This is a genomic window from Sphingosinicella sp. (assembly GCF_013911755.1).
GTDB lineage: Bacteria > Pseudomonadota > Alphaproteobacteria > Sphingomonadales > Sphingomonadaceae > Sphingosinicella.
In genome coordinates, this window is the sequence record NZ_JACESP010000014.1 from 24065 (window position 1) to 42181 (window position 18117).

General features: G+C 64.7%; 17 protein-coding genes and 3 tRNA genes. 12 read left to right on the top strand and 8 right to left on the bottom strand.

Annotated elements, in window-relative coordinates:
* Positions 1 to 160: 160 nt before the first annotated feature.
* From lon to H2052_RS10905, 3 genes are all read left to right on the top strand, one after another.
* The gene (lon, locus tag H2052_RS10895; protein WP_293781514.1) at positions 161 to 2554 is read left to right on the top strand and encodes an endopeptidase La; all 2394 of its coding nucleotides are present in this window, start codon (positions 161 to 163) and stop codon (positions 2552 to 2554) included.
* A 138-nt stretch (positions 2555 to 2692) separates the two neighbouring features.
* Positions 2693 to 2965 (top strand): HU family DNA-binding protein, encoded by a 273-nt coding sequence (locus tag H2052_RS10900; protein WP_121049309.1) that lies wholly within the window; start codon positions 2693 to 2695, stop codon positions 2963 to 2965.
* A gap of 138 nt (positions 2966 to 3103) precedes the next feature.
* Positions 3104 to 3178, top strand: a tRNA-Val gene (locus tag H2052_RS10905).
* A 6-nt stretch (positions 3179 to 3184) separates the two neighbouring features.
* On the opposite strand, the gene H2052_RS10910 is transcribed toward H2052_RS10905, so the two are convergent.
* On the bottom strand, positions 3185 to 3643 hold the full coding sequence (locus H2052_RS10910) for a hemerythrin domain-containing protein (RefSeq protein ID WP_293781517.1): 459 nt from the start codon (positions 3641 to 3643) through the stop codon (positions 3185 to 3187).
* 65 nt (positions 3644 to 3708) lie between these two features.
* Positions 3709 to 3784, bottom strand: a tRNA-Val gene (locus tag H2052_RS10915).
* A 72-nt stretch (positions 3785 to 3856) separates the two neighbouring features.
* On the opposite strand from H2052_RS10915, the gene H2052_RS10920 reads away from it, so the two are divergent.
* On the top strand, positions 3857 to 4309 hold the full coding sequence (locus tag H2052_RS10920; RefSeq protein WP_293781519.1) for a peptidylprolyl isomerase: 453 nt from the start codon (positions 3857 to 3859) through the stop codon (positions 4307 to 4309).
* 54 nt (positions 4310 to 4363) lie between these two features.
* Here H2052_RS10920 and H2052_RS10925 read toward each other — a convergent pair whose 3' ends face one another.
* Positions 4364 to 4624 (bottom strand): GlsB/YeaQ/YmgE family stress response membrane protein, encoded by a 261-nt coding sequence (locus H2052_RS10925; RefSeq protein ID WP_293781521.1) that lies wholly within the window; start codon positions 4622 to 4624, stop codon positions 4364 to 4366.
* A gap of 79 nt (positions 4625 to 4703) precedes the next feature.
* Positions 4704 to 6770, bottom strand: coding sequence for a 3-hydroxyacyl-CoA dehydrogenase NAD-binding domain-containing protein (locus H2052_RS10930; protein WP_293781523.1), 2067 nt, complete (start codon positions 6768 to 6770; stop codon positions 4704 to 4706).
* 89 nt (positions 6771 to 6859) lie between these two features.
* Here H2052_RS10930 and H2052_RS10935 point away from each other — a divergent pair, with 89 nt between their 5' ends.
* Entirely contained in the window at positions 6860 to 8077 is a 1218-nt protein-coding gene (locus H2052_RS10935) for a multidrug effflux MFS transporter (protein WP_293781525.1), read from the top strand.
* 68 nt (positions 8078 to 8145) lie between these two features.
* A complete protein-coding gene (locus tag H2052_RS10940; RefSeq protein WP_293781527.1) occupies positions 8146 to 8922 on the top strand; it encodes an SDR family NAD(P)-dependent oxidoreductase in 777 nt (258 codons plus the stop codon).
* A 3-nt stretch (positions 8923 to 8925) separates the two neighbouring features.
* Here H2052_RS10940 and H2052_RS10945 read toward each other — a convergent pair whose 3' ends face one another.
* A complete protein-coding gene (locus H2052_RS10945) occupies positions 8926 to 9408 on the bottom strand; it encodes an Lrp/AsnC family transcriptional regulator (RefSeq protein ID WP_293781529.1) in 483 nt (160 codons plus the stop codon).
* 157 nt (positions 9409 to 9565) lie between these two features.
* Between H2052_RS10945 and H2052_RS10950 the strand changes: the two genes are divergently transcribed.
* The 6 genes from H2052_RS10950 to H2052_RS10975 all read left to right on the top strand — a co-directional run bounded on the left by H2052_RS10950 (position 9566) and on the right by H2052_RS10975 (position 16850).
* Positions 9566 to 11305 carry a HAMP domain-containing sensor histidine kinase gene (locus H2052_RS10950; protein ID WP_293781531.1) on the top strand — a complete coding sequence of 580 codons (1740 nt, stop codon included), beginning with the start codon at positions 9566 to 9568 and terminating at the stop codon, positions 11303 to 11305.
* 59 nt (positions 11306 to 11364) lie between these two features.
* Entirely contained in the window at positions 11365 to 12330 is a 966-nt protein-coding gene (gene trxB, locus H2052_RS10955; protein ID WP_293781533.1) for a thioredoxin-disulfide reductase, read from the top strand.
* Positions 12331 to 12332: 2 nt separating this feature from the next.
* On the top strand, positions 12333 to 13253 hold the full coding sequence (locus H2052_RS10960) for a LysR family transcriptional regulator (protein WP_293781535.1): 921 nt from the start codon (positions 12333 to 12335) through the stop codon (positions 13251 to 13253).
* A 242-nt stretch (positions 13254 to 13495) separates the two neighbouring features.
* Positions 13496 to 14527 (top strand): polysaccharide deacetylase family protein, encoded by a 1032-nt coding sequence (locus H2052_RS10965; protein WP_293781537.1) that lies wholly within the window; start codon positions 13496 to 13498, stop codon positions 14525 to 14527.
* 39 nt (positions 14528 to 14566) lie between these two features.
* Positions 14567 to 14642: transfer RNA gene (locus H2052_RS10970), tRNA-Ile, on the top strand.
* Positions 14643 to 14726: 84 nt separating this feature from the next.
* Positions 14727 to 16850, top strand: coding sequence for a PBP1A family penicillin-binding protein (locus H2052_RS10975; protein ID WP_293781539.1), 2124 nt, complete (start codon positions 14727 to 14729; stop codon positions 16848 to 16850).
* Positions 16851 to 16859: 9 nt separating this feature from the next.
* Here H2052_RS10975 and H2052_RS10980 read toward each other — a convergent pair whose 3' ends face one another.
* The 3 genes from H2052_RS10980 to pgsA are packed head-to-tail and all read right to left on the bottom strand — an operon-like array spanning position 16860 to position 18110.
* Positions 16860 to 17300, bottom strand: coding sequence for a molybdenum cofactor biosynthesis protein MoaE (locus H2052_RS10980; protein WP_293781541.1), 441 nt, complete (start codon positions 17298 to 17300; stop codon positions 16860 to 16862).
* Positions 17297 to 17548 (bottom strand): molybdopterin converting factor subunit 1, encoded by a 252-nt coding sequence (moaD, locus tag H2052_RS10985; protein ID WP_293781543.1) that lies wholly within the window; start codon positions 17546 to 17548, stop codon positions 17297 to 17299. The genes H2052_RS10980 and moaD overlap by 4 nt, the downstream gene beginning before the upstream one ends.
* Positions 17549 to 17552: 4 nt before the next feature.
* On the bottom strand, positions 17553 to 18110 hold the full coding sequence (pgsA, locus tag H2052_RS10990; RefSeq protein WP_293781663.1) for a CDP-diacylglycerol--glycerol-3-phosphate 3-phosphatidyltransferase: 558 nt from the start codon (positions 18108 to 18110) through the stop codon (positions 17553 to 17555).
* Positions 18111 to 18117 lie beyond the last annotated feature (7 nt).

Here is an 18117-nt window from a genome sequence, read left to right on the forward strand (position 1 = left end):
CGGGTCCGCTCTTTTCGTTTGCGAAACGAGGAATTCACTCCCTCTTCAGTGAAAGCATGTAGGGTCGCCATTGTGCGGCGTGAAGACCGTGCCCATATTGGGACACGAAGTGGTGTGGTCCGTCGTTGGTGCCGCGCCCGGCTTTGGAGTTGTTGAGAGAATGACCGAGACCTATCCCGTCCTCCCGCTACGCGACATCGTGGTCTTCCCGCAGATGATCGTGCCGCTGTTCGTCGGGCGCGAAAAGTCCGTTGCGGCGCTTGAAGCGGTGATGACGGCGAACAAGAACGTCCTGCTGCTCTCGCAGCGCGATCCTGCCGAGGAAGACCCGGAAGGCAAGGATCTCTATGATGTGGGCACCGTCGCAACGGTGCTGCAGCTGCTGAAGCTGCCAGACGGCACTGTGAAGGTGCTCGTCGAGGGGCAGCACCGTGCCGAAGTGACGGCCGTGCGCGTCGAGGACGCCTATCTTGAGGCGGATGTCACCGCGGTCGAAGAAGAGGACGCCGACGAGGCCGACCTCGAAGCGCTCGTGCGCTCGGCGACCAAGCATTTCGAACAGTATGTGCGCCTCAACAAGAAGGTGGCGCCGGAAGTCGTCGTGCAGGTCGGCCAGATCGAGGACCCGTCGCGGCTCGCCGACACAATCGCGTCGAACCTAAGCCTGAAGATCGCCGACAAGCAGGCGCTGCTTGCCGAACGTTCGCCCAGCAAGCGGCTGGAGATGGTCTTCGGCTTCATGGAAGGCGAGATGGGCGTGCTGCAGGTCGAGAAAAAGATCCGCAACCGCGTCAAGCGCCAGATGGAGAAGACGCAGCGCGAATACTACCTCAATGAGCAGCTGAAGGCGATCCAGCGCGAACTCGGCGACGGTGACGACGAGGGCCGCAGCGAAGTCGACGAACTCGTCGAGAAGATCAAGAAAGCGAAGCTTTCCAAGGAAGCCCGCGACAAGGCGGAAGGCGAGCTGAAGAAGCTGAAGGCGATGTCGCCGATGTCGGCCGAGGCCACCGTCGTGCGTAACTACCTCGACACACTGCTGGCGCTGCCGTGGGGCAAGAAGACCAAGGTTCGCAAGGACATCAAGGCCGCGGAGAAGATCCTGGATGAGGATCACTACGGCCTCGACAAGGTCAAGGAGCGTATCCTCGAATATCTCGCGGTGCAGAGCCGTGCCAACAAGCTGAAGGGGCCCATCCTCTGCCTCGTCGGTCCTCCCGGCGTCGGCAAGACCTCGCTCGGCCGTTCGATCGCCAAGGCGACGGGGCGCGAGTTCATTCGTCAGTCGCTGGGCGGCGTGCGCGACGAGGCCGAGATTCGCGGCCACCGGCGCACGTACATCGGTTCGATGCCCGGCAAGATCATCCAGAATCTGAAGAAGGCCGGAACGTCGAACCCGCTGTTCCTGCTCGACGAGATCGACAAGCTGGGCCAGGATTTCCGGGGCGATCCGTCGTCGGCGCTGCTAGAGGTGCTTGATCCGGAACAGAACGCCAAGTTCAACGACCACTACCTCGAGGTCGACTACGACCTTTCGGACGTGATGTTCGTGACGACGGCGAACAGCCTCAACATGCCGCAGCCGTTGCTCGACCGCATGGAGATCATCCGTCTGTCGGGCTACACCGAGGATGAGAAGCTGGAGATCGCCAAGGCGCACCTGCTGCCGAAGCAGATCGAGTCGCATGGCCTGAAGGAGGGCGAGTTCGCCATCGAAGATGCCGCGCTGCGCGATCTTATCCGCTATTACACGCGGGAAGCGGGTGTTCGCACGCTGGAGCGCGAGCTCGCGCGGTTGGCGCGAAAGGCATTGCGCCAGATTCTGGAAGGCAAGGCCGAGAAGGTCACGGTTACGCCCGATAACCTTGGTGACTATGCGGGTGTCCGCAAGTTCCGCTTCGGCATCGGCGAGGAAGAGGACCAGGTGGGTGCGACCACGGGCCTCGCGTGGACCGAGGTCGGGGGCGAGCTTCTGACGATCGAGGCGGTGACGGTGCCCGGCAAGGGCGCGATCCGCACGACCGGCAAGCTCGGCGACGTGATGAAGGAATCGATCGAGGCGGCGAACTCGTTCATCAAGTCGCGCGCGCCGCAGTATGGTATCAAGCCAACGGTGTTCCAGGCGAAGGACATCCACGTGCACGTGCCCGAAGGCGCGACGCCGAAGGATGGTCCGTCAGCCGGTGTCGCGATGGTCACTTCGATCATCTCGACGCTGACCGGGATTCCGGTCCGCAAGGAGGTGGCGATGACCGGCGAGGTGACGCTGCGCGGCCGCGTACTGCCGATCGGCGGTCTCAAGGAGAAGCTGCTCGCTGCGCTGCGCGGCGGCATCACCACCGTGCTTATCCCGGCGGAGAACGAGAAGGACCTCGCGGACATTCCGGCGAACGTGAAGGAAGGGCTGACGATTCGTCCCGTGAGTCACGTCGATCAGGTGCTTTCCGTCGCGTTGGCACGCCCCGTCGAGCCGATCGAGTGGGTCGAACCGGTGCTTCCGGCGCCCGCCGTGGCGCCGGCTTCGGAGGCTGGAGACCTTTCCGTCCGCCATTGAGACGAAAAAGCGATAAAAAGTTCGGGAAAGCCCCAAATTCTGCGGTTTTCCCTTTGACTCTCCTAAAGCCGGGCACTTACATGGCGCCCGGCTTTTATTCGCCGATCCAACCACTCTTCCGTCTTGGGGGTACAGGGAATGAACAAGCAGGAACTTATCGGCTCGGTTGCGGACGCAGCAGGTCTCTCGCGCGTTGACGCGGGCAAGGCCGTTGAGGCCGTGTTCGAGAGCATCACGAAGGCCCTGAAGAAGGGCGACGAGGTTCGTCTCGTCGGCTTCGGCACCTTCGCGACGGCGAAGCGCAAGGCTTCGACGGGCCGCAACCCGCGCACAGGCGAAACGATGAAGATCGCCGCCAGCGTGCAGCCCAAGTTCAAGGCCGGCAAGGGCCTGAAGGACGCGGTCAACTAAGTCCGCGCCCGCAAGGGTTTTAAACGAAGGGCGTCGCATCTGCGGCGCCCTTCGCATTTTGGGACATGGTTGGGTAGAAACGGACTGGACAGGGGCAGGGGAGGACCGTATCTGCTCCGCCGGTCCGGTACATCCGGCGGGCGCGTAGCTCAGCGGTAGAGCACTCCCTTCACACGGGAGGGGTCACAGGTTCAATCCCTGTCGCGCCCACCATTTCCATCAAGACTCCGCGCCGATTTCCGCCTTTTCGGCGACCTTCCGCTTCGCGAACACTTCGCCCATTTCATGCTCGCACGCGCGCGAAAGCGCGTCCTCGGCGGCGGGGAAGATGTCTTCTTCCTCCTCGTCGATATGGTGTTCATAGCGGTGCTTCATCTTGCGGAAGGTTGCGTCCCATTCGGGGGTCGCCATGTCGGCCTCCTGAAGCTCTTCAAGAAAATCGTCGATCTCCTTGTGCTCCGCGACGGAATGGCGACCTTCCTTCTGAAGATCGGGTTTGCCAAGCATGACGGCATAGAGCGATTGCTCTTCGGCATTCGCGTGAGCGCTCACCTCGATACGAAAGGCCTCGAAGAGCTCGCGCCGCTCCGGGCTGTCGCCTCTCATATCGTCAAGCGCGGCAAGAAGCTTGCGGTGCCTGTCGTGGTCGGCCTTCAAAAGCTTGAAAACGTCGGTCATGCGGATCCTTCCGTTGCGGTTTTCCCGTCAACGGGCGAGGACGTTTCGGGGTTCCGCAGGGAAGGTGGTGGGCGGTGACGGGCTCGAACCGCCGACCCTCTCGGTGTAAACGAGATGCTCTACCAACTGAGCTAACCGCCCTTATTCGCTTGCGCGTGCTTTTGCCCAACGGCTAGGGACGCGGCAAGCCCTATATCAGCAAAAGGATATGCCGTGACCACCGATACACTTGTGATGACGCTCGAAACGGGCGACGTGAAAATCCGCCTTCGCCCCGATGTGGCGCCGGGCCATGTCGAGCGCATCCAGACGCTTGCGGACGAAGGCTTTTACGACGGTGTCGTGTTCCACCGCGTGATCCCCGGATTCATGGCGCAGGGCGGTGATCCAACCGGCACCGGTATGGGCGGCTCAGACAAGCCCGATCTCAAGGCCGAGTTCAACGACGTGCCGCACGTGCGCGGCGTCTGCTCGATGGCGCGCAGCGCCAATCCCAACTCGGGAAACAGCCAGTTCTTCATCTGCTTCGATGATGCCCGCTTCCTCGACCGTCAGTATACGGTGTGGGGCGAGGTGATCGAGGGCATGGAGCATATCGATGCGCTGCCGAAGGGCGAACCGCCGCGCGAGCCGGGCAAGATCCTGAAGTTCCGCTCCGAAGCGTAAACAAAAAAAGGGCGTCCAAACGGGGACGCCCTTTTCGATTGCGGCGGCGTGACGCTAACGGACGGCGCCGCGGCGGACCAGGTTGACGATCGCCAGCAGCACGACTGCGCCGAGCAGCGACCACAAGATGGTCATGAGGTTAAGCGGCGCGTTCAGGATCGAGGCACCGCCGCCGAGCAGGAAGCCGGCGATCAGTGCGCCGACGACACCCACGACGATGTTGAGGAAAAGACCTTGCTGAGCATCGGTACGCATGATCATGCTGGCTAGCCAGCCGATCACTCCGCCCACGATAAGCACAAGAATGAGATTCATGGCGAACTCCCTCTATTGGCTCAGGCGCTGAACCTGAGCCAATAGAGCGAAGCAGTCGCCGGATTGTTCCGCGTATGTCTTAGTTTAGGTCGCGGAAGGACTTCCCTTCGGCCGCAAGTTTGCCGAGGAGCGCGGCGGGCTTGAAGGCCGCGCCGTGGACTTTCTCGTACTTTTCGAGGCCTTCGAGCACGGCTTTGAGGCCGACGGTGTCGCCGTAAAACATCGGGCCGCCGCGGTAGACCGGGAAGCCGTAGCCGTAGATCCACGCGACATCGATGTCGGATGGGCGCTGCGCAATGCCTTCCTCCAGGATCTTCGCGCCTTCGTTGATCATCGGATAAAGGCAGCGTTCGAGGATTTCCGCATCCGAAATCTGCCGGCGCGCAATGCCGAGCTCTGCGGACTTGGCGAGAATGATCTCCTCGGCGACCTTGGAGGGCGTGCGGTTGCGCTTCTCGTCGTAGTCGTAGAAGCCGCTGCCGGTCTTCTGCCCACGCTTGCCCGCCTCGCAGAGCCGGTCGCGCACGGTTTCACCCTTGGAGGTCGCAGCGTTCCAGCCAATATCGAGCCCGGCGAGGTCGGCCATCTGGAACGGCCCCATCGGGAAACCGAAGTCGTAAAGCACGCGGTCGACATCCCACGGCATCGCGCCTTCGAGGATGAGCGCCTGCGCCTGATCCTGACGGGCGCGGAGCATACGATTGCCGATGAAGCCGAAGCAGACACCGGCGACGACCGCCACCTTGCCGATCGTCTTGGCGAGGCTCATCGCGGTGGCGAGCACGTCAGGCGCCGTCTTCGCGCCGCGCACAACCTCCAGCAGCTTCATGACGTTCGCGGGCGAGAAGAAGTGGAGGCCGACGACATCCTGCGGCCGCGACGTGGCCGAAGCGATCTCGTTGACGTCGAGGTAGGAGGTGTTGCTGGCAAGGATCGCGCCCGGCTTCGCGATGCGGTCGAGTTTCGCGAAGATCTCCTTCTTGATGGCCATGTCCTCGAACACCGCCTCGATGATGAGGTCGCAGTCTTTCAGCGCTTCGAGGTCGAGCACGGGGGTAAGACGTCCCATGTTGGCCTCGACCGCTTCGGGCTTCAGTGCGCCTTTGGCGGCGCTTGCGGCGTAGTTCTTGCGCATGATGCCCACGCCGCGATCGAGCGCTTCCGGGCTGGTTTCCACGATCGTCACGGGGATGCCCGCCGACAGGAAATTCATGGAAATGCCGCCGCCCATCGTGCCCGCGCCGATGACGCCGACCGACTTTATCGGGCGCGGCGCTGTGCCTTCGGGCAAGTCCTTGATGCGCGCGGCCTGCCGCTCGGCAAAGAAGATGTGACGCTGCGCGGCGGACTGGGTGCCCGTCATCAGCCCCATGAACAGCTCGCGTTCGCGCTTCATGCCCTCTTCGAAGGGCAGGGTGACGGCGGCTTCGATGCACTTGATGTTGGCCTCGGGCGCGTCGAAACCACGGAACTTGCGGGCGTTCGCGGCGCGGAATTCGGCGAACAGCGCAGGATCGGCAGTGACGCTGCGGTCACGGATCTTCTTGAGCGGGCGATTTTCGGCGACCACCTTCTGCGCAAAGGCGATGGCGCCGCCGCGAAGGTCGGCTTCATCGACGAGTTCGTCGACAAGACCCGAATCGAGCGCGGCCTTCGCACCGATCGGATTCCCCGACGTGACCATCTTGAGCGCGGCCTCGGCGCCGACGACGCGCGGCAGGCGCTGCGTGCCACCCGCGCCGGGGAGCAGACCGAGCTTCACTTCAGGAAGGCCAAGCTTCGCGGACGGCACGGCAACGCGGTAGTGTGCGCCGAGCGCGGTTTCGAGACCGCCGCCGAGCGCGGTACCGTGGATCGCGGCGATCACGGGCTTCGTCGCGCTCTCGATGACGTCGATCATCTGATGCAGGCTGGTGCCGCGCGGGGGCTTGCCGAACTCGGTGATGTCGGCGCCCGCGATGAACGTGCGGCCCGCGCAGATGAGCACGATCGCCTTCACGTCAGGATCGGCAACCGCCGACGTCACGCCTTCAGCGATGCCGTCGCGCACGGGCGCCGAGAGCGCGTTTACGGGTGGCGAATTCACCGTGATTACGGCGATTTCCCCGTCGCGGGAGAGGTCGACAACGTCGTTGATGGCAGTCATAGCGGCATTTCTCCATCCGATGGCCCGAATCGGCGATCACGCATAGTGACACCTGTGCGGAGAGTCACCCGCCTAGAGGAACAGGAAGCGTGCAGGGAACTTCGCGAGCAAATGCGTCGAAATCGCCGCTGGGCATGGTCGTTCTTCTGGGCGGCTTGACGGCGTTCGGTGCGCTTTCGATCGATATGTACCTGCCCGCGCTTCCCGTGATCGCGGCCGATTTCGGGGCGTCCGACGGTGTCATCGAACGCTCGCTGGCGACCTTCCTTGCGGGACTTGCGCTCGGGCAGCTGTTCTACGGACCGCTTTCGGATCGTATCGGGCGGCGTCCGCCGCTGATCGCGGGCATCGCCATCTATGTGCTTGCATCCACACTGTGCGCGTTTGCGACGTCGCCCAACATGCTTGCCGCACTTCGCTTCGGTCAGGGGCTGGGGGCCTGCGCCGGGATGGTGATCTCGCGCGCCATCGTTCGCGACGTTTTCGATCATCAGGAATCGGCGCGGGTGTTCTCGATGATCATGCTCGTGTTCGGGCTGGCGCCGGTGCTGGCGCCGCTGCTCGGCAGCTACCTTATGGTGGTGACGAATTGGCGGGCGATTTTCATCTTCATGACGCTGTTCGGGCTCGTGATGCTCTACGCCATCGTGTTTCGCCTCGGCGAGACGCGCTCCGATGCGACCGAAGCAACAGCGCGGGGCGAGCATCCGATCGCCGCGCTGGCGTTGCTGGCGACCAACCGCAAGCTGCTCGGTTACCTGCTCGCGAGCGCCTGCAACAGCGCGTGCCTGTTCACCTATATTTCGGCGTCACCGGCGCTCATCATGGGCACCTATGGCATTTCGCCCACCGGCTTCGGCTGGCTTTTCGGGGTCAATGCGCTTGGCCTGATCGTTGCGAGCCAGGTGAACCGCGCCGCGCTTGCACGCTTCCGTGCCGACAGCATCCTTGCGGTTGCGAGTATCGTTGCTGCGCTGTTCGGGTTCGCACTCCTGGCGCTCGCGCTACTCAATGTCGGGGGCCTTACGGGGATCATGGTGATGCTGCTGGGCATCCTGTCCAGCTTCGGGTTCATCATGGGCAATGCAAGCGCAGGTGCGCTCAGTGTCGATCCGGCCCGGTCGGGCTCGGTCAGTGCGCTGATGGGAGCCACCGGTTTCACAGTGGGCGGCCTCGCGATGACGATCGCCAGCCTGTTCGCGGACGGGACGGCGGTTCCCATGGCTGCGGTCATGTGCCTGTCGCTGGTCATCGCCGCGTTGGCCTTTTTCGGGCTGACGCGCGGCGATGCCAGCGCGCATGGATGACCGTTTTCATAGCTGACGCCGTGATGATGTGACGGCACAAGTGGTCTCCTGGACCAGAGGAGGCGCACATGGGCAAGCTCGCAGGCAAGACGGCGATCATCACGGGCGCGGCGAGCGGCATCGGCCGCGCCAGCGCGCGGCTTTTCGCGGAGGAAGGTGCGCGCGTCTTCATCGCCGACCGCAGCGAGGCGGTTCGCGACGTTGCCGCCGAGATCGGGAATGCGGCCGCGGCTTTCACGGGTGATGTTGGCGACAAGAGCTTCGTCGATGACCTCGTGGCGGCGGCGACGGCGGACGGTCCGCTCGATATCGCGTTTGCGAACGCAGGCATTTCGGGGGGTATGCACCGCCTGCTCGATCTTGAAGTGCGTGAGTGGGAAGAGGTGCTCCGCGTTAATCTGATCGGTGTGTTCCTGCTGGTGCAGGCCGCCGCGCGGGAGATGGTGAAGGCGGGGAAGGGGGCGATCCTCTGCACGGCGTCGGTCGCGGGTATCCGCTCGGGCGCGGGCGGCTCGCCCTACAGCGCCTCGAAGGCCGGCGTCATCAACTTCGTGCAGACGAGCGCCTACCAGCTTTCGGGCACGGGCATCCGCATCAACGCGATCTGCCCCGGCGTCATCGAAACCGGAATGACGCAGCCGATGTTCGACATGGCGCGCGAGCGCGGCACCGAAGGCAAGATCGGCCAGCTCAACCCGCTGAAGCGCGCCGCGCAGCCGATCGAGGTCGCGCGGCTGGCGGCGTTCCTCGTCTCGGACGATGCGTCCTACGTGAACGGGCAGGCGGTTGCGGTCGACGGCGGGTTATCCGCCTCGCATCCGGTTGTGCCCGGCAAGATCTGGTAGCGCTCAGGCGTCGTCGACGGGAATGCCTGGCTGGTTCTTCGAGGTGCGGATTGTGAGCGACGTTTTCACGTGCTCGACATTCGGCGCCGAGGTGAGATGCGCGGTGAGGAAGCGCTGAAACTCCTGAAGGTCGTGCGCGACGATTTTCAGGATAAAATCGATCTCGCCATTCAGCATGTGGCATTCGCGAACCGGCGGGAGCTGGGCGACGTGCTCCTCGAAGGCGCGTAGGTCGTTTTCTGCCTGACTCTTCAGGCTGACCATCGCGAAGACCATGATGCTGTAGCCGAGGGCCTCGGGATTGAGGTCGGCATGATAGCCGCGGATGATGCCGGCGGTTTCGAGCGCGCGGACGCGGCGGAGCGTCGGCGGCGCGGTAAGCCCAGCGCGCGCGGCGAGATCGACGTTGGTGAGCCGCCCCTCATCCTGAAGGCTTTTCAAAACGATCCGGTCAGTTTCGTCGATAATATGTCGATTCGACGGCATTCGCCGCAACCTTTCAATGATTTGTTGCAAATGGTTATAATATAGTTGCGAAGAAGCGCAATTCGAACACGCCGTAAAGGCGGATTTAACCGGAAGACTTCAAAATTCCCGCGGAACGGGACACATTACGTTCCCGAAAGGACTCCGCGACTCCGCGATGCGCCACGACGATACAATAAGAACGGCCGTTGCGCTGGCGGAGCGGGATTCCCCCGACGCCCGCGCGGCTGCCTTTCGTCAGCTCATCGACCTGTCGCTCCAGCGCCGGGATTGCGCGGACGCGCGGCTGCGGCGGCGTGCGCTGCGGGCACTGTCGCGGCTGAGCCGGGATGTGCCCGAATCGCTGAGGAATGCGATGATCGACAAGGCGGCGCGCGCGGGTGCGCGGAGCCTGCATCTGCGTCTGTTCCGGGGCCATGTTTCGCACCACTACGACAGGATGCTGCAGGTCGCGCGCCTCGACGAGCCCGAATGGTGGCGCCTGGCAAGGCGCGCTCCCAAACATCTCCATGCGGGGATGCTCTCGCGCCGCGATCTGCCGGGGCCAGTGCGAGAACTGCTCTCGGGGCGCGCGGGCGCTGCCGCCGGGGGCGGGGCTGCACGGCTGTTCGTCCCCGATGCCGCGATTGCCGCGACGCCCGCCGCCGTGGTCGACAAGGCCCGCTTCGCGCCCGCGATGCCGCCCGCAGTGCTCGATGAACCGGCCGCCCCGGCGCTCGAATCGGGGCGCAGCCAGATAAAGGAGCTGCTGGACCGTATCTCGGCTTTCCGTTCGCGCGGGCATGGGCCTGAAGCGGGCAAGACCGCGGAAGACACTGCCCCGGAACCGCGCGAAAGCCCGGTCGAGGAACTGGAACGCCGCTGGACATGGCGCTGCGACGAGCAGGGCATTCTAATCGAAAGCCCGGCGACCCCGCCGCAGCTTGTCGGCCACTGGCTTGTCGAGTTCGACACGCCGGACGGCAGCGGGCAGGTGCGCCGCGCGGCGGAGCGGCGCGTGCCGTTCCGTGACGTGATCGTGACCTGCCAGCCGGAGCTTGGGCTTCCGGGGCGCTGGCGCATGTCCGGCCTGCCGCAGTTCGACCGCAAGACCGGGCGTTTTACGGGCTATTGGGGAAGCGCGATCGCGCTCGATCCGCCCGAGCGCATTGCCGCGGCGGCGTCGCAGGCGGCGGGCCTCTTCGGCACCGGCGCCTCGAGCGAAGCGTTCGCGACGATGGCGCACGAGGTGCGCACGCCGCTCAACGCCATCATCGGCTTCGCGCAGCTGATCGAAGGGGAAATCCTGGGCGAAGCGGGAGTCGAATACCGATCGCAGGCGGGCAATATCCTGAAGCAGGCCGAAAAGCTGCTGAGCGCGTTCGACGACCTCTCGGATGCCGCGCGCATCGAGCAGGGGCGTTACCGGCCCGGACTCGGCACGTTCGACGCGGGCGCGAAGGCCCGTGAAGTGGTTACGCGTTACGAAGGGCTCGCCGCCGACCGCCGCGTGGCGCTGGTGCCGTTCATTGCCGACAATATCCCCGCCGTGGCTTCGGATTCCTCGGTCTTTGAGCGCGCGCTGGCGCGGCTGCTCACCGCGGCGGTTGCCTCTGCGGCAACGGACGAAGCGGTGTTGGTGATCGTGCAGGCCGAGGGTAGCGCCCTTCGCGTCGCGGTGACCCGGCCGCGTGCCACGCTTGGCAAGAGCGAGGATGAACTGTTCGATCCTGCGGGCATCCCTCGCGGTGAGGATGCGGCGCCCATTCTGGGTGTCGGCTTCGGGCTCAAGCTGGTCGGCAGCCTTGCCGCGACCGTGGGTGGTACGTTCCGGCTCGCGCCGCACGTTTTCGAGCTTTCCATCCCGCTCGGGCAGCCGCCGCAGCGCCAGGATGAAGACGCAAGCGAGGCCTCGTAATTCGCGCATCCAGAGACTACATCTCCTGTCCGACTTTTCGGCAGCAGGGATGAGGTGTGATGGGCGAGACGAAGCAGGTTCGCGTTGCGGTGATCGGTTCGGGTCCGGCCGGATATACAGCCGGCGTTTATGCGGCGCGCGCGGCGCTCAATCCCGTCATCATCCGGGGCCTGCAGCCGGGCGGACAGCTTACCATCACCACCGATGTCGAGAACTGGCCGGGCGAATCGGTGATCATGGGCCCCGACCTCATGGAGAAAATGGCGGCGCAGGCGAAGCACGTGGGCGCCGAGATCGTCGATGACATCGTTACCGACGTGGACTTTTCGCGCCGGCCGTTCCGCCTGACGCTCGATTCGGGGACCACCTACCTTGCCGAGACGGTCGTGATCGCGACCGGCGCACAGGCGCGCTGGCTTGGACTTGAAAGCGAGGGCCGCTTTCGCGGCTTCGGCGTTTCGGCTTGCGCGACCTGCGACGGGTTCTTCTATCGCGGCAAGACCGTCGCGGTGGTCGGCGGCGGCAACACCGCCGTGGAGGAAGCGCTGTTCCTCACCAACTTCGCGCAAAAGGTTTATCTCATCCACCGCCGCGACGAACTGCGCGCGGACAAGACGAACCAGGCCCGCCTGCTCGCCAATCCGAAGGTCGAGGCGGTGTGGAACGCAGAGGTTGCCGAGGTGATCGGCGCCAGTGATCCGCTGGGCGTTACCGGCATCAAGCTGCGCGGTACGAACGGTGCGGCCGACCGTGCGCTCGATGTCGACGGCCTGTTCATCGCGATCGGCCACGATCCGGCGACGGCGCTGTTCAAAGGCAAGCTGAACATGGACGGGGAGGGCTATATCCTTACCGCGCCCGACAGCACGGCGACGTCCGTGCCCGGCGTGTTCGCGGCAGGCGACGTGAAGGACAAGGTGTTCCGCCAGGCCGTGACGGCAGCGGGCATGGGCTGCATGGCGGCGCTTGAGGCCGAGCGCTTCCTCGCGCACCACGAAGCCGGGCTCGCGGAAGCGGCCGAGTAGCCGTGCTCGACTGGGAAAAGCTCAGGCTTTTTCACACGGTATCGGAAGCGGGCAGCTTTACCGAGGCCTCGCGCCGGCTGGGCATGAGCCAGCCGGCGCTCTCGCGTCAGATCGCGTCGCTCGAAGAGACGCTCGGCGCCAAGCTGTTCCACCGCCATGCGCGCGGCCTGGCGATGACGCACGAGGGCGAGCAACTTGCCGCGACGACAACCGAGATGTTCGAGCGGGTCGAGCGGACGCGGCAGGCGATCGACCTTTCGAAAGACCGGCCGACCGGCGAAATCAGGCTCACGACGACGATGTCGTTCGGATCGACCTGGCTGCCGACCATGCTTCCCGAGTTTCTGGAGCGTTACCCGGACATCCAGATCAACATGGTGCTCACGGACGACGATCTCGACCTTCAGAAGCGCGAGGCGGACGTCGCCATCCGCTTTCATCCTTCGACGCAGAACGATCTCGTCCAGCGACAGCTTGCAGCGATCCGCTACCGTCTGTGCGGTTCTCCCGAGTATTTCGCGCGCCATGGCGTGCCGCAGACGATCGCCGATCTCGACCATCATCGCATTATCGCCTTCGGCGAAACGGCGCCTTCGACGATTCGCGGGGTCAACTGGATTCAGGATGTCGGCCATCAGGGGCCGCCGCGCCGTCCCGTGCTCGTCGTCAACAGTGTGTTTGGCATTTTGCAGGCGGTCGAAGCGGGTGTGGGCATTGCAGCATTGCCGAGCTATTTGATCCGCGCGTCCGGGCGCGTGAAGGTGATCCTGCCGGACGTACAGGGCCCTGTGTTCCGCACCTATTTCGTCTACGTGCCTGAACTTAGAAATGCGATACGAATCAAAATCTTGCGTGATTTTCTCATCGAGAAAATGACCCCCGCGACGCTCGACATCGACGAGAGTTATGCGCTGGACGCATAGCTGCATTGTGATTTGCGGCAGTGCACAATAGGCCGGGGTTCCCGTACATCACTCCCAACGCAGCAACACACCGCTGCAACGGAAATCGAAGGCCCGCTCCCCTCCCTCCCCGCGGGCCTCGGTAGACGGGTCCCCGGCTTCACCTCCCTCCCTCCCAAGAAGCCGGGGACCTAACCCGTTTCAGGGCCTCCCTTTTCTGCAGCTTTACTTGCCGGAAACGTCCGAACGCTTATTGTCGCGACATGCTGGCCCCCCTCGAAAAACAATACATCTCGTTCGGCCCCGAATTCGGCCAGCGCGTGCTCGTTTTCGTTGATACCGAAGAGGAGTTCGACTGGACGCAGCCGAAGAGTCGCGATTCGACATCGGTGAAATCGGTGAAGTCGCTGCCCAAGGTGCACAGCCTGATGCGCGGCTTCGACATCAAGCCTGCGTACATGGTCGACTATCCTGTGGCGACGACCCCCGAGAGCGTCGAGGTGTTGCGCGCGCTCTCGGAAAATGACGGCGCCACAATCGGCACGCAGCTGCATCCGTGGGTGAACCCGCCGTTCCTCGAACGCGTCGGCGGCCCGAACAGCTTCCCCGGCAACCTGCCGCGCGAGGTGGAGCGCGCCAAGATCAAGGCGCTGACCGAGGCCATCGACGAAAATTTCGGCGCGGCGCCGATCGTCTACAGGGCAGGGCGCTATGGCGTGGGGCCGAACACGGAGGCGTTGCTCGACGAACTCGGCTACCGGATGGACGTGTCGGTTCGGCCCTATTTCGACTACAGTGACGAAGGCGGCCCCAGTTTCCGCAACATCCGCCCGCAGCTTTACTGGACCGGGCCGGAACGCAGGCTCCTCGAACTTCCGCTGACGTCCACCTTCACCGGCGGTTTGCGCGTGTTCGGTGAGCGAGCTTTTGAACTGGCAACGCGCGTGCCGCGCCTGAACGGTCTCCTCTCGCGCACCTCGCTACTCGGCCGCGTGGCGCTGACGCCAGAAGGCATACCGCTCGATGAGGCAATCCAAGCGATCGAGCTGCTCGTCGAGGCGGGAACGCAGATCTTCTCCATCTCCTTCCATTCGCCTTCGGTGGAGCCGGGCCACACGCCCTATGTGCGCGACGCCCGCGACCTCGCCGATTTCTATGCCTGGTGGGACGGCGTGCTGACGACGCTGACGCGCGCGGGGGTGAAGCCCGCCAGCGTCGAGGAGGTCGTCGCGGCGGCCCATGCCCAACGCGACGGAAAGCCCGCCGCTCTTGCGGAGCAGCCCGCGAGCGTCTAAGCGCTGCGGTCGTCCGGCGCGGGGGAAAAGCGGGGCGACGGGCCTGTAGCTCAATGGTTAGAGCTGGCCGCTCATAACGGCTAGGTTGGGGGTTCGAGTCCCTCCGGGCCCACCACGCATTGTCCCATCGGCCGCCCACGACGATTGAACGGGCCACTGTTTTGCGTAAGTATGACAGTATGAGAATGGCGACTCCGCAATGATTTTCCGCCGCCCGCGCGTCGAGTCGCTCGATCCGGATGATTACCGCGCATGGAACGCAGAGTTCGGCGGGCAGGAGACGCTACAGCCGCCTGAAGAACCGAAGCCGCGTTCCCGCTGGCTGCGTTGGCTCCCCAAGATCGCGGCGGGCCTGCTGCTCGTGTTCTTCGGCATCGTTGCGTGGCTGGCGATCACGGCGCCGCTCGGCAAGGCACTCGAACCGCTGGAAACGCCCGCGCTGGTGCTGACCGCCGCCGACGGCACGCCGATCGCGCGCCGGGGTAGCTTCAAGGCGGAGCCGGTGGATGTGACGAAACTGCCCGATCACGTTGGGGAGGCCTTCGTCGCGATCGAGGACCGGCGCTTCTACGATCACATCGGCATCGATATCCGCGGAATCCTGCGCGCCGCGCAGGCGAACGCGGCGGCCGGCCGCGTCGTGCAGGGCGGCTCCACGATCACGCAGCAGCTCGCCAAGACGAGCTTCCTCAGCCTTGATCGCAGTCTGACGCGCAAGGCGCAGGAGGTGATTATCGCCTTCTGGCTGGAAGCCTGGCTGACGAAGGAGGAGATCCTCTCGCGCTATCTCTCCAGCGTCTATTTCGGCGACGGGGCTTACGGCCTGCGCGCAGCGTCGGAGCAGTATTTCAGCAAGGAACCCGAGCAGCTCACGCTCGGCGAGGCGGCGATGCTCGCGGGTCTCGTGAAGGCGCCGTCGCGGCTTGCGCCGACCAACGACTACGACGCGGCGCGCGAACGTGGAAAGCTCGTCATCGCCGCGATGAAGGAACAGGGTCTCATCACCGACGCGGAGTGGCGCGGCGCGCGGCGCGCGGCGCTGCGTCCGGGCCGGAAGGGCCTGCCGACCGGGAGCTACTTCGCAGACTGGGCGTGGGCGGAGGCCGCCAACAGCACGCCCGACACATTCGGCGAGGTGAAGGTCGCGACGACGCTCGACAGCCGCCTCCAGAAGCTCGCCGAGCGCGTGGTAAAGCGCAACCTGGACCGTGCGGGCTGGCACGATGTCGGCGAGGCGGCGATCGTCGCCATGCACCCGGATGGGCGCGTTGTCGCCATGGTCGGCGGCAGAGACTATCAGAAGAGCGAATTCAACCGCGCGGTGCAGGCGAAGCGGCAGCCGGGCTCCGCGTTCAAACTGTTTGTCTACCTCGCCGCGCTGCGCAGCGGCATGGACGTCGATACCGAGATCGAGGACGAGCCCGTCACCATCGGCGACTGGAGCCCCAAGAACAACGACGGCAAGTATCGCGGCCCCATCACACTGAAGCGTGCCTTCGCGCTCTCCTCCAACGTCGCGGCGGCGCGGCTGGCGAACGAGGTCGGGGCAGGGGCGATCCGCAGGGCGGCGCGCGACCTCGGCATCAAGGACGAAATCGGCGACGACCTCACGATCGCGCTTGGCACCTCCACGATGTCGCTGCTCGATCTCACGTCGGCTTACGCGGCGGTTGCGGGCGGTACGCCGCCGGTTGTGCCCTATGCGGTCTCGCCGCCGCCGCGTGACGAGGGCGTGATGACACGCCTCCGCGCGCTTGGCGGGGACAGCTTCCCCGAGCGCGCGGCGCTGCGCGAGATGATGCGCGCGACGATCGACTACGGCACGGGCACACGCGCGAAGCTGCCGGTCGCGGCCTTCGGCAAGACCGGCACGACGCAGGATTCGCGTGACGCGATCTTCGTGGGCTTCGCGGGCGATCTCGTCGTCGGCGTCTGGGTCGGCAACGACAACAATTCGCCGATGAACGGCGTGCTCGGCTCCACGATGCCCGCCGCGATGTGGCACGAGTTCATGATGGAGGCGCTGCCGGAAGTCCGCCAGATATCCGAGCGGCAGGCCGAGGAACGGCGCGCGCGCGAAGAGGCGGACGCCGCCGCGCAGGTCGATCTCTCGGTCCTGCTCGGGCCGGACGCGGAGGCCGTGATGCGCGGCGAACGGATCGACGTCGCGCGGGCGGCGGCGCTGCTCGGCCAGCTCGGCAATGTGATCGCCAACACACCCGAGGACGCGGAGGGTATTCGTGCCGCCGCGCGCGCGCTTTCGGATCGGATCAACAAGGCGATTACGGAAGACGCGCCCGAAGAACCGCCGCCAGCGCCCTAGTTTCGGCGCCTAGTTCCAGCGATCGCGCGCGGTGTCGTCTTCGGCCCTGGCCTCGACCCAGCGGCTTTCGCCACCGGTTTCTTCCTTCTTCCAGAACGGCGCGCCCGTCTTCAGATAGTCCATGATGAACGCGCAGGCGTCGAAGGCGTCGCCGCGGTGCGCGGCGGCGATGGCGACGAGCACGATGGGGTCGCCCGGAAGCAGCCTGCCGTGCCGATGAATGACTGTTCCGCCTAGCAGCGGCCATCGGCGGCGGGCTTCGCCAGCAATCGCTTCGAGCGCCTTCGTCGTCATCGCCGGATAGTGCTCCAGCGTCATCGCCTCGATCTCGCCGCCGCGCACGAGGCCGACGAAGCTCGCGATTGCGCCGATATCGGTGCGGCCGTCCGAAAGCGCGCGCGTTTCCGCCGCCAGATCGAATGCTTCGGTCTGGACGCGGACGGTGATCATCCGCCGGTCACGGGCGGAAAGATGGCCAGCTCCGCGCCTTCGCGAAGCACCGCGTCTGCGTCGACAAAATCCTGGTCGAGAGCGAAGCGCAGGCGGTGCGGTTCGGCGAAAGCGGCGGCATAGCCGTCCCCCAGCGCGGAAAGCGCGGCGAGTGCTTCGCCCACCGTTGCCGCGGCGAGGTCACGCGTTTCACCGTCGAGGCCGATGCGTTCACGCACCCAGGCGAAATAGAGGAGACTGATCTTCACCGGTTCACGCCATGTGCTTGAGGCCGACCCTCAGATAGTCGTAGCCGGTGACGAGCGTAAGGATCGCGGCGGCCCACAGCGAGGCTACACCCACCTCGTAGGCCGGGAGCCACGTGAACCGGATTTCGGCCGCGCCCGCGAGGATGAGCGCGCCGAGCGATATCATCTGAAATGCCGTCTTCCACTTGGCGAGCTGGCTGACGGGCACGGAGACCTGAATTCCTGCGAGATATTCGCGAAGACCGGAAACCGTGATCTCGCGAATGAGGATGATGATCGCGGCAATCACCGTCCAGCCGCGAACGATATCGTTCTCCACAAGCATGATGATCGCGCCCGCCACCATGATCTTGTCCGCGATCGGATCGAGAAACACGCCGAGCTTTGAAACCGTGCCCTGCGCGCGGGCGAGATATCCATCCAGATAATCGGTCGCCCCCGCGATACAGAAGACAATGAATGCGATAAGATAGCCGAACCAGTTCGCATTCCACATCAGCACGACAAGGAGGGGCACCGCAAGGATGCGCGAGAGCGTGAGCAGATTGGGGAGGCTGGACAGCATGGGC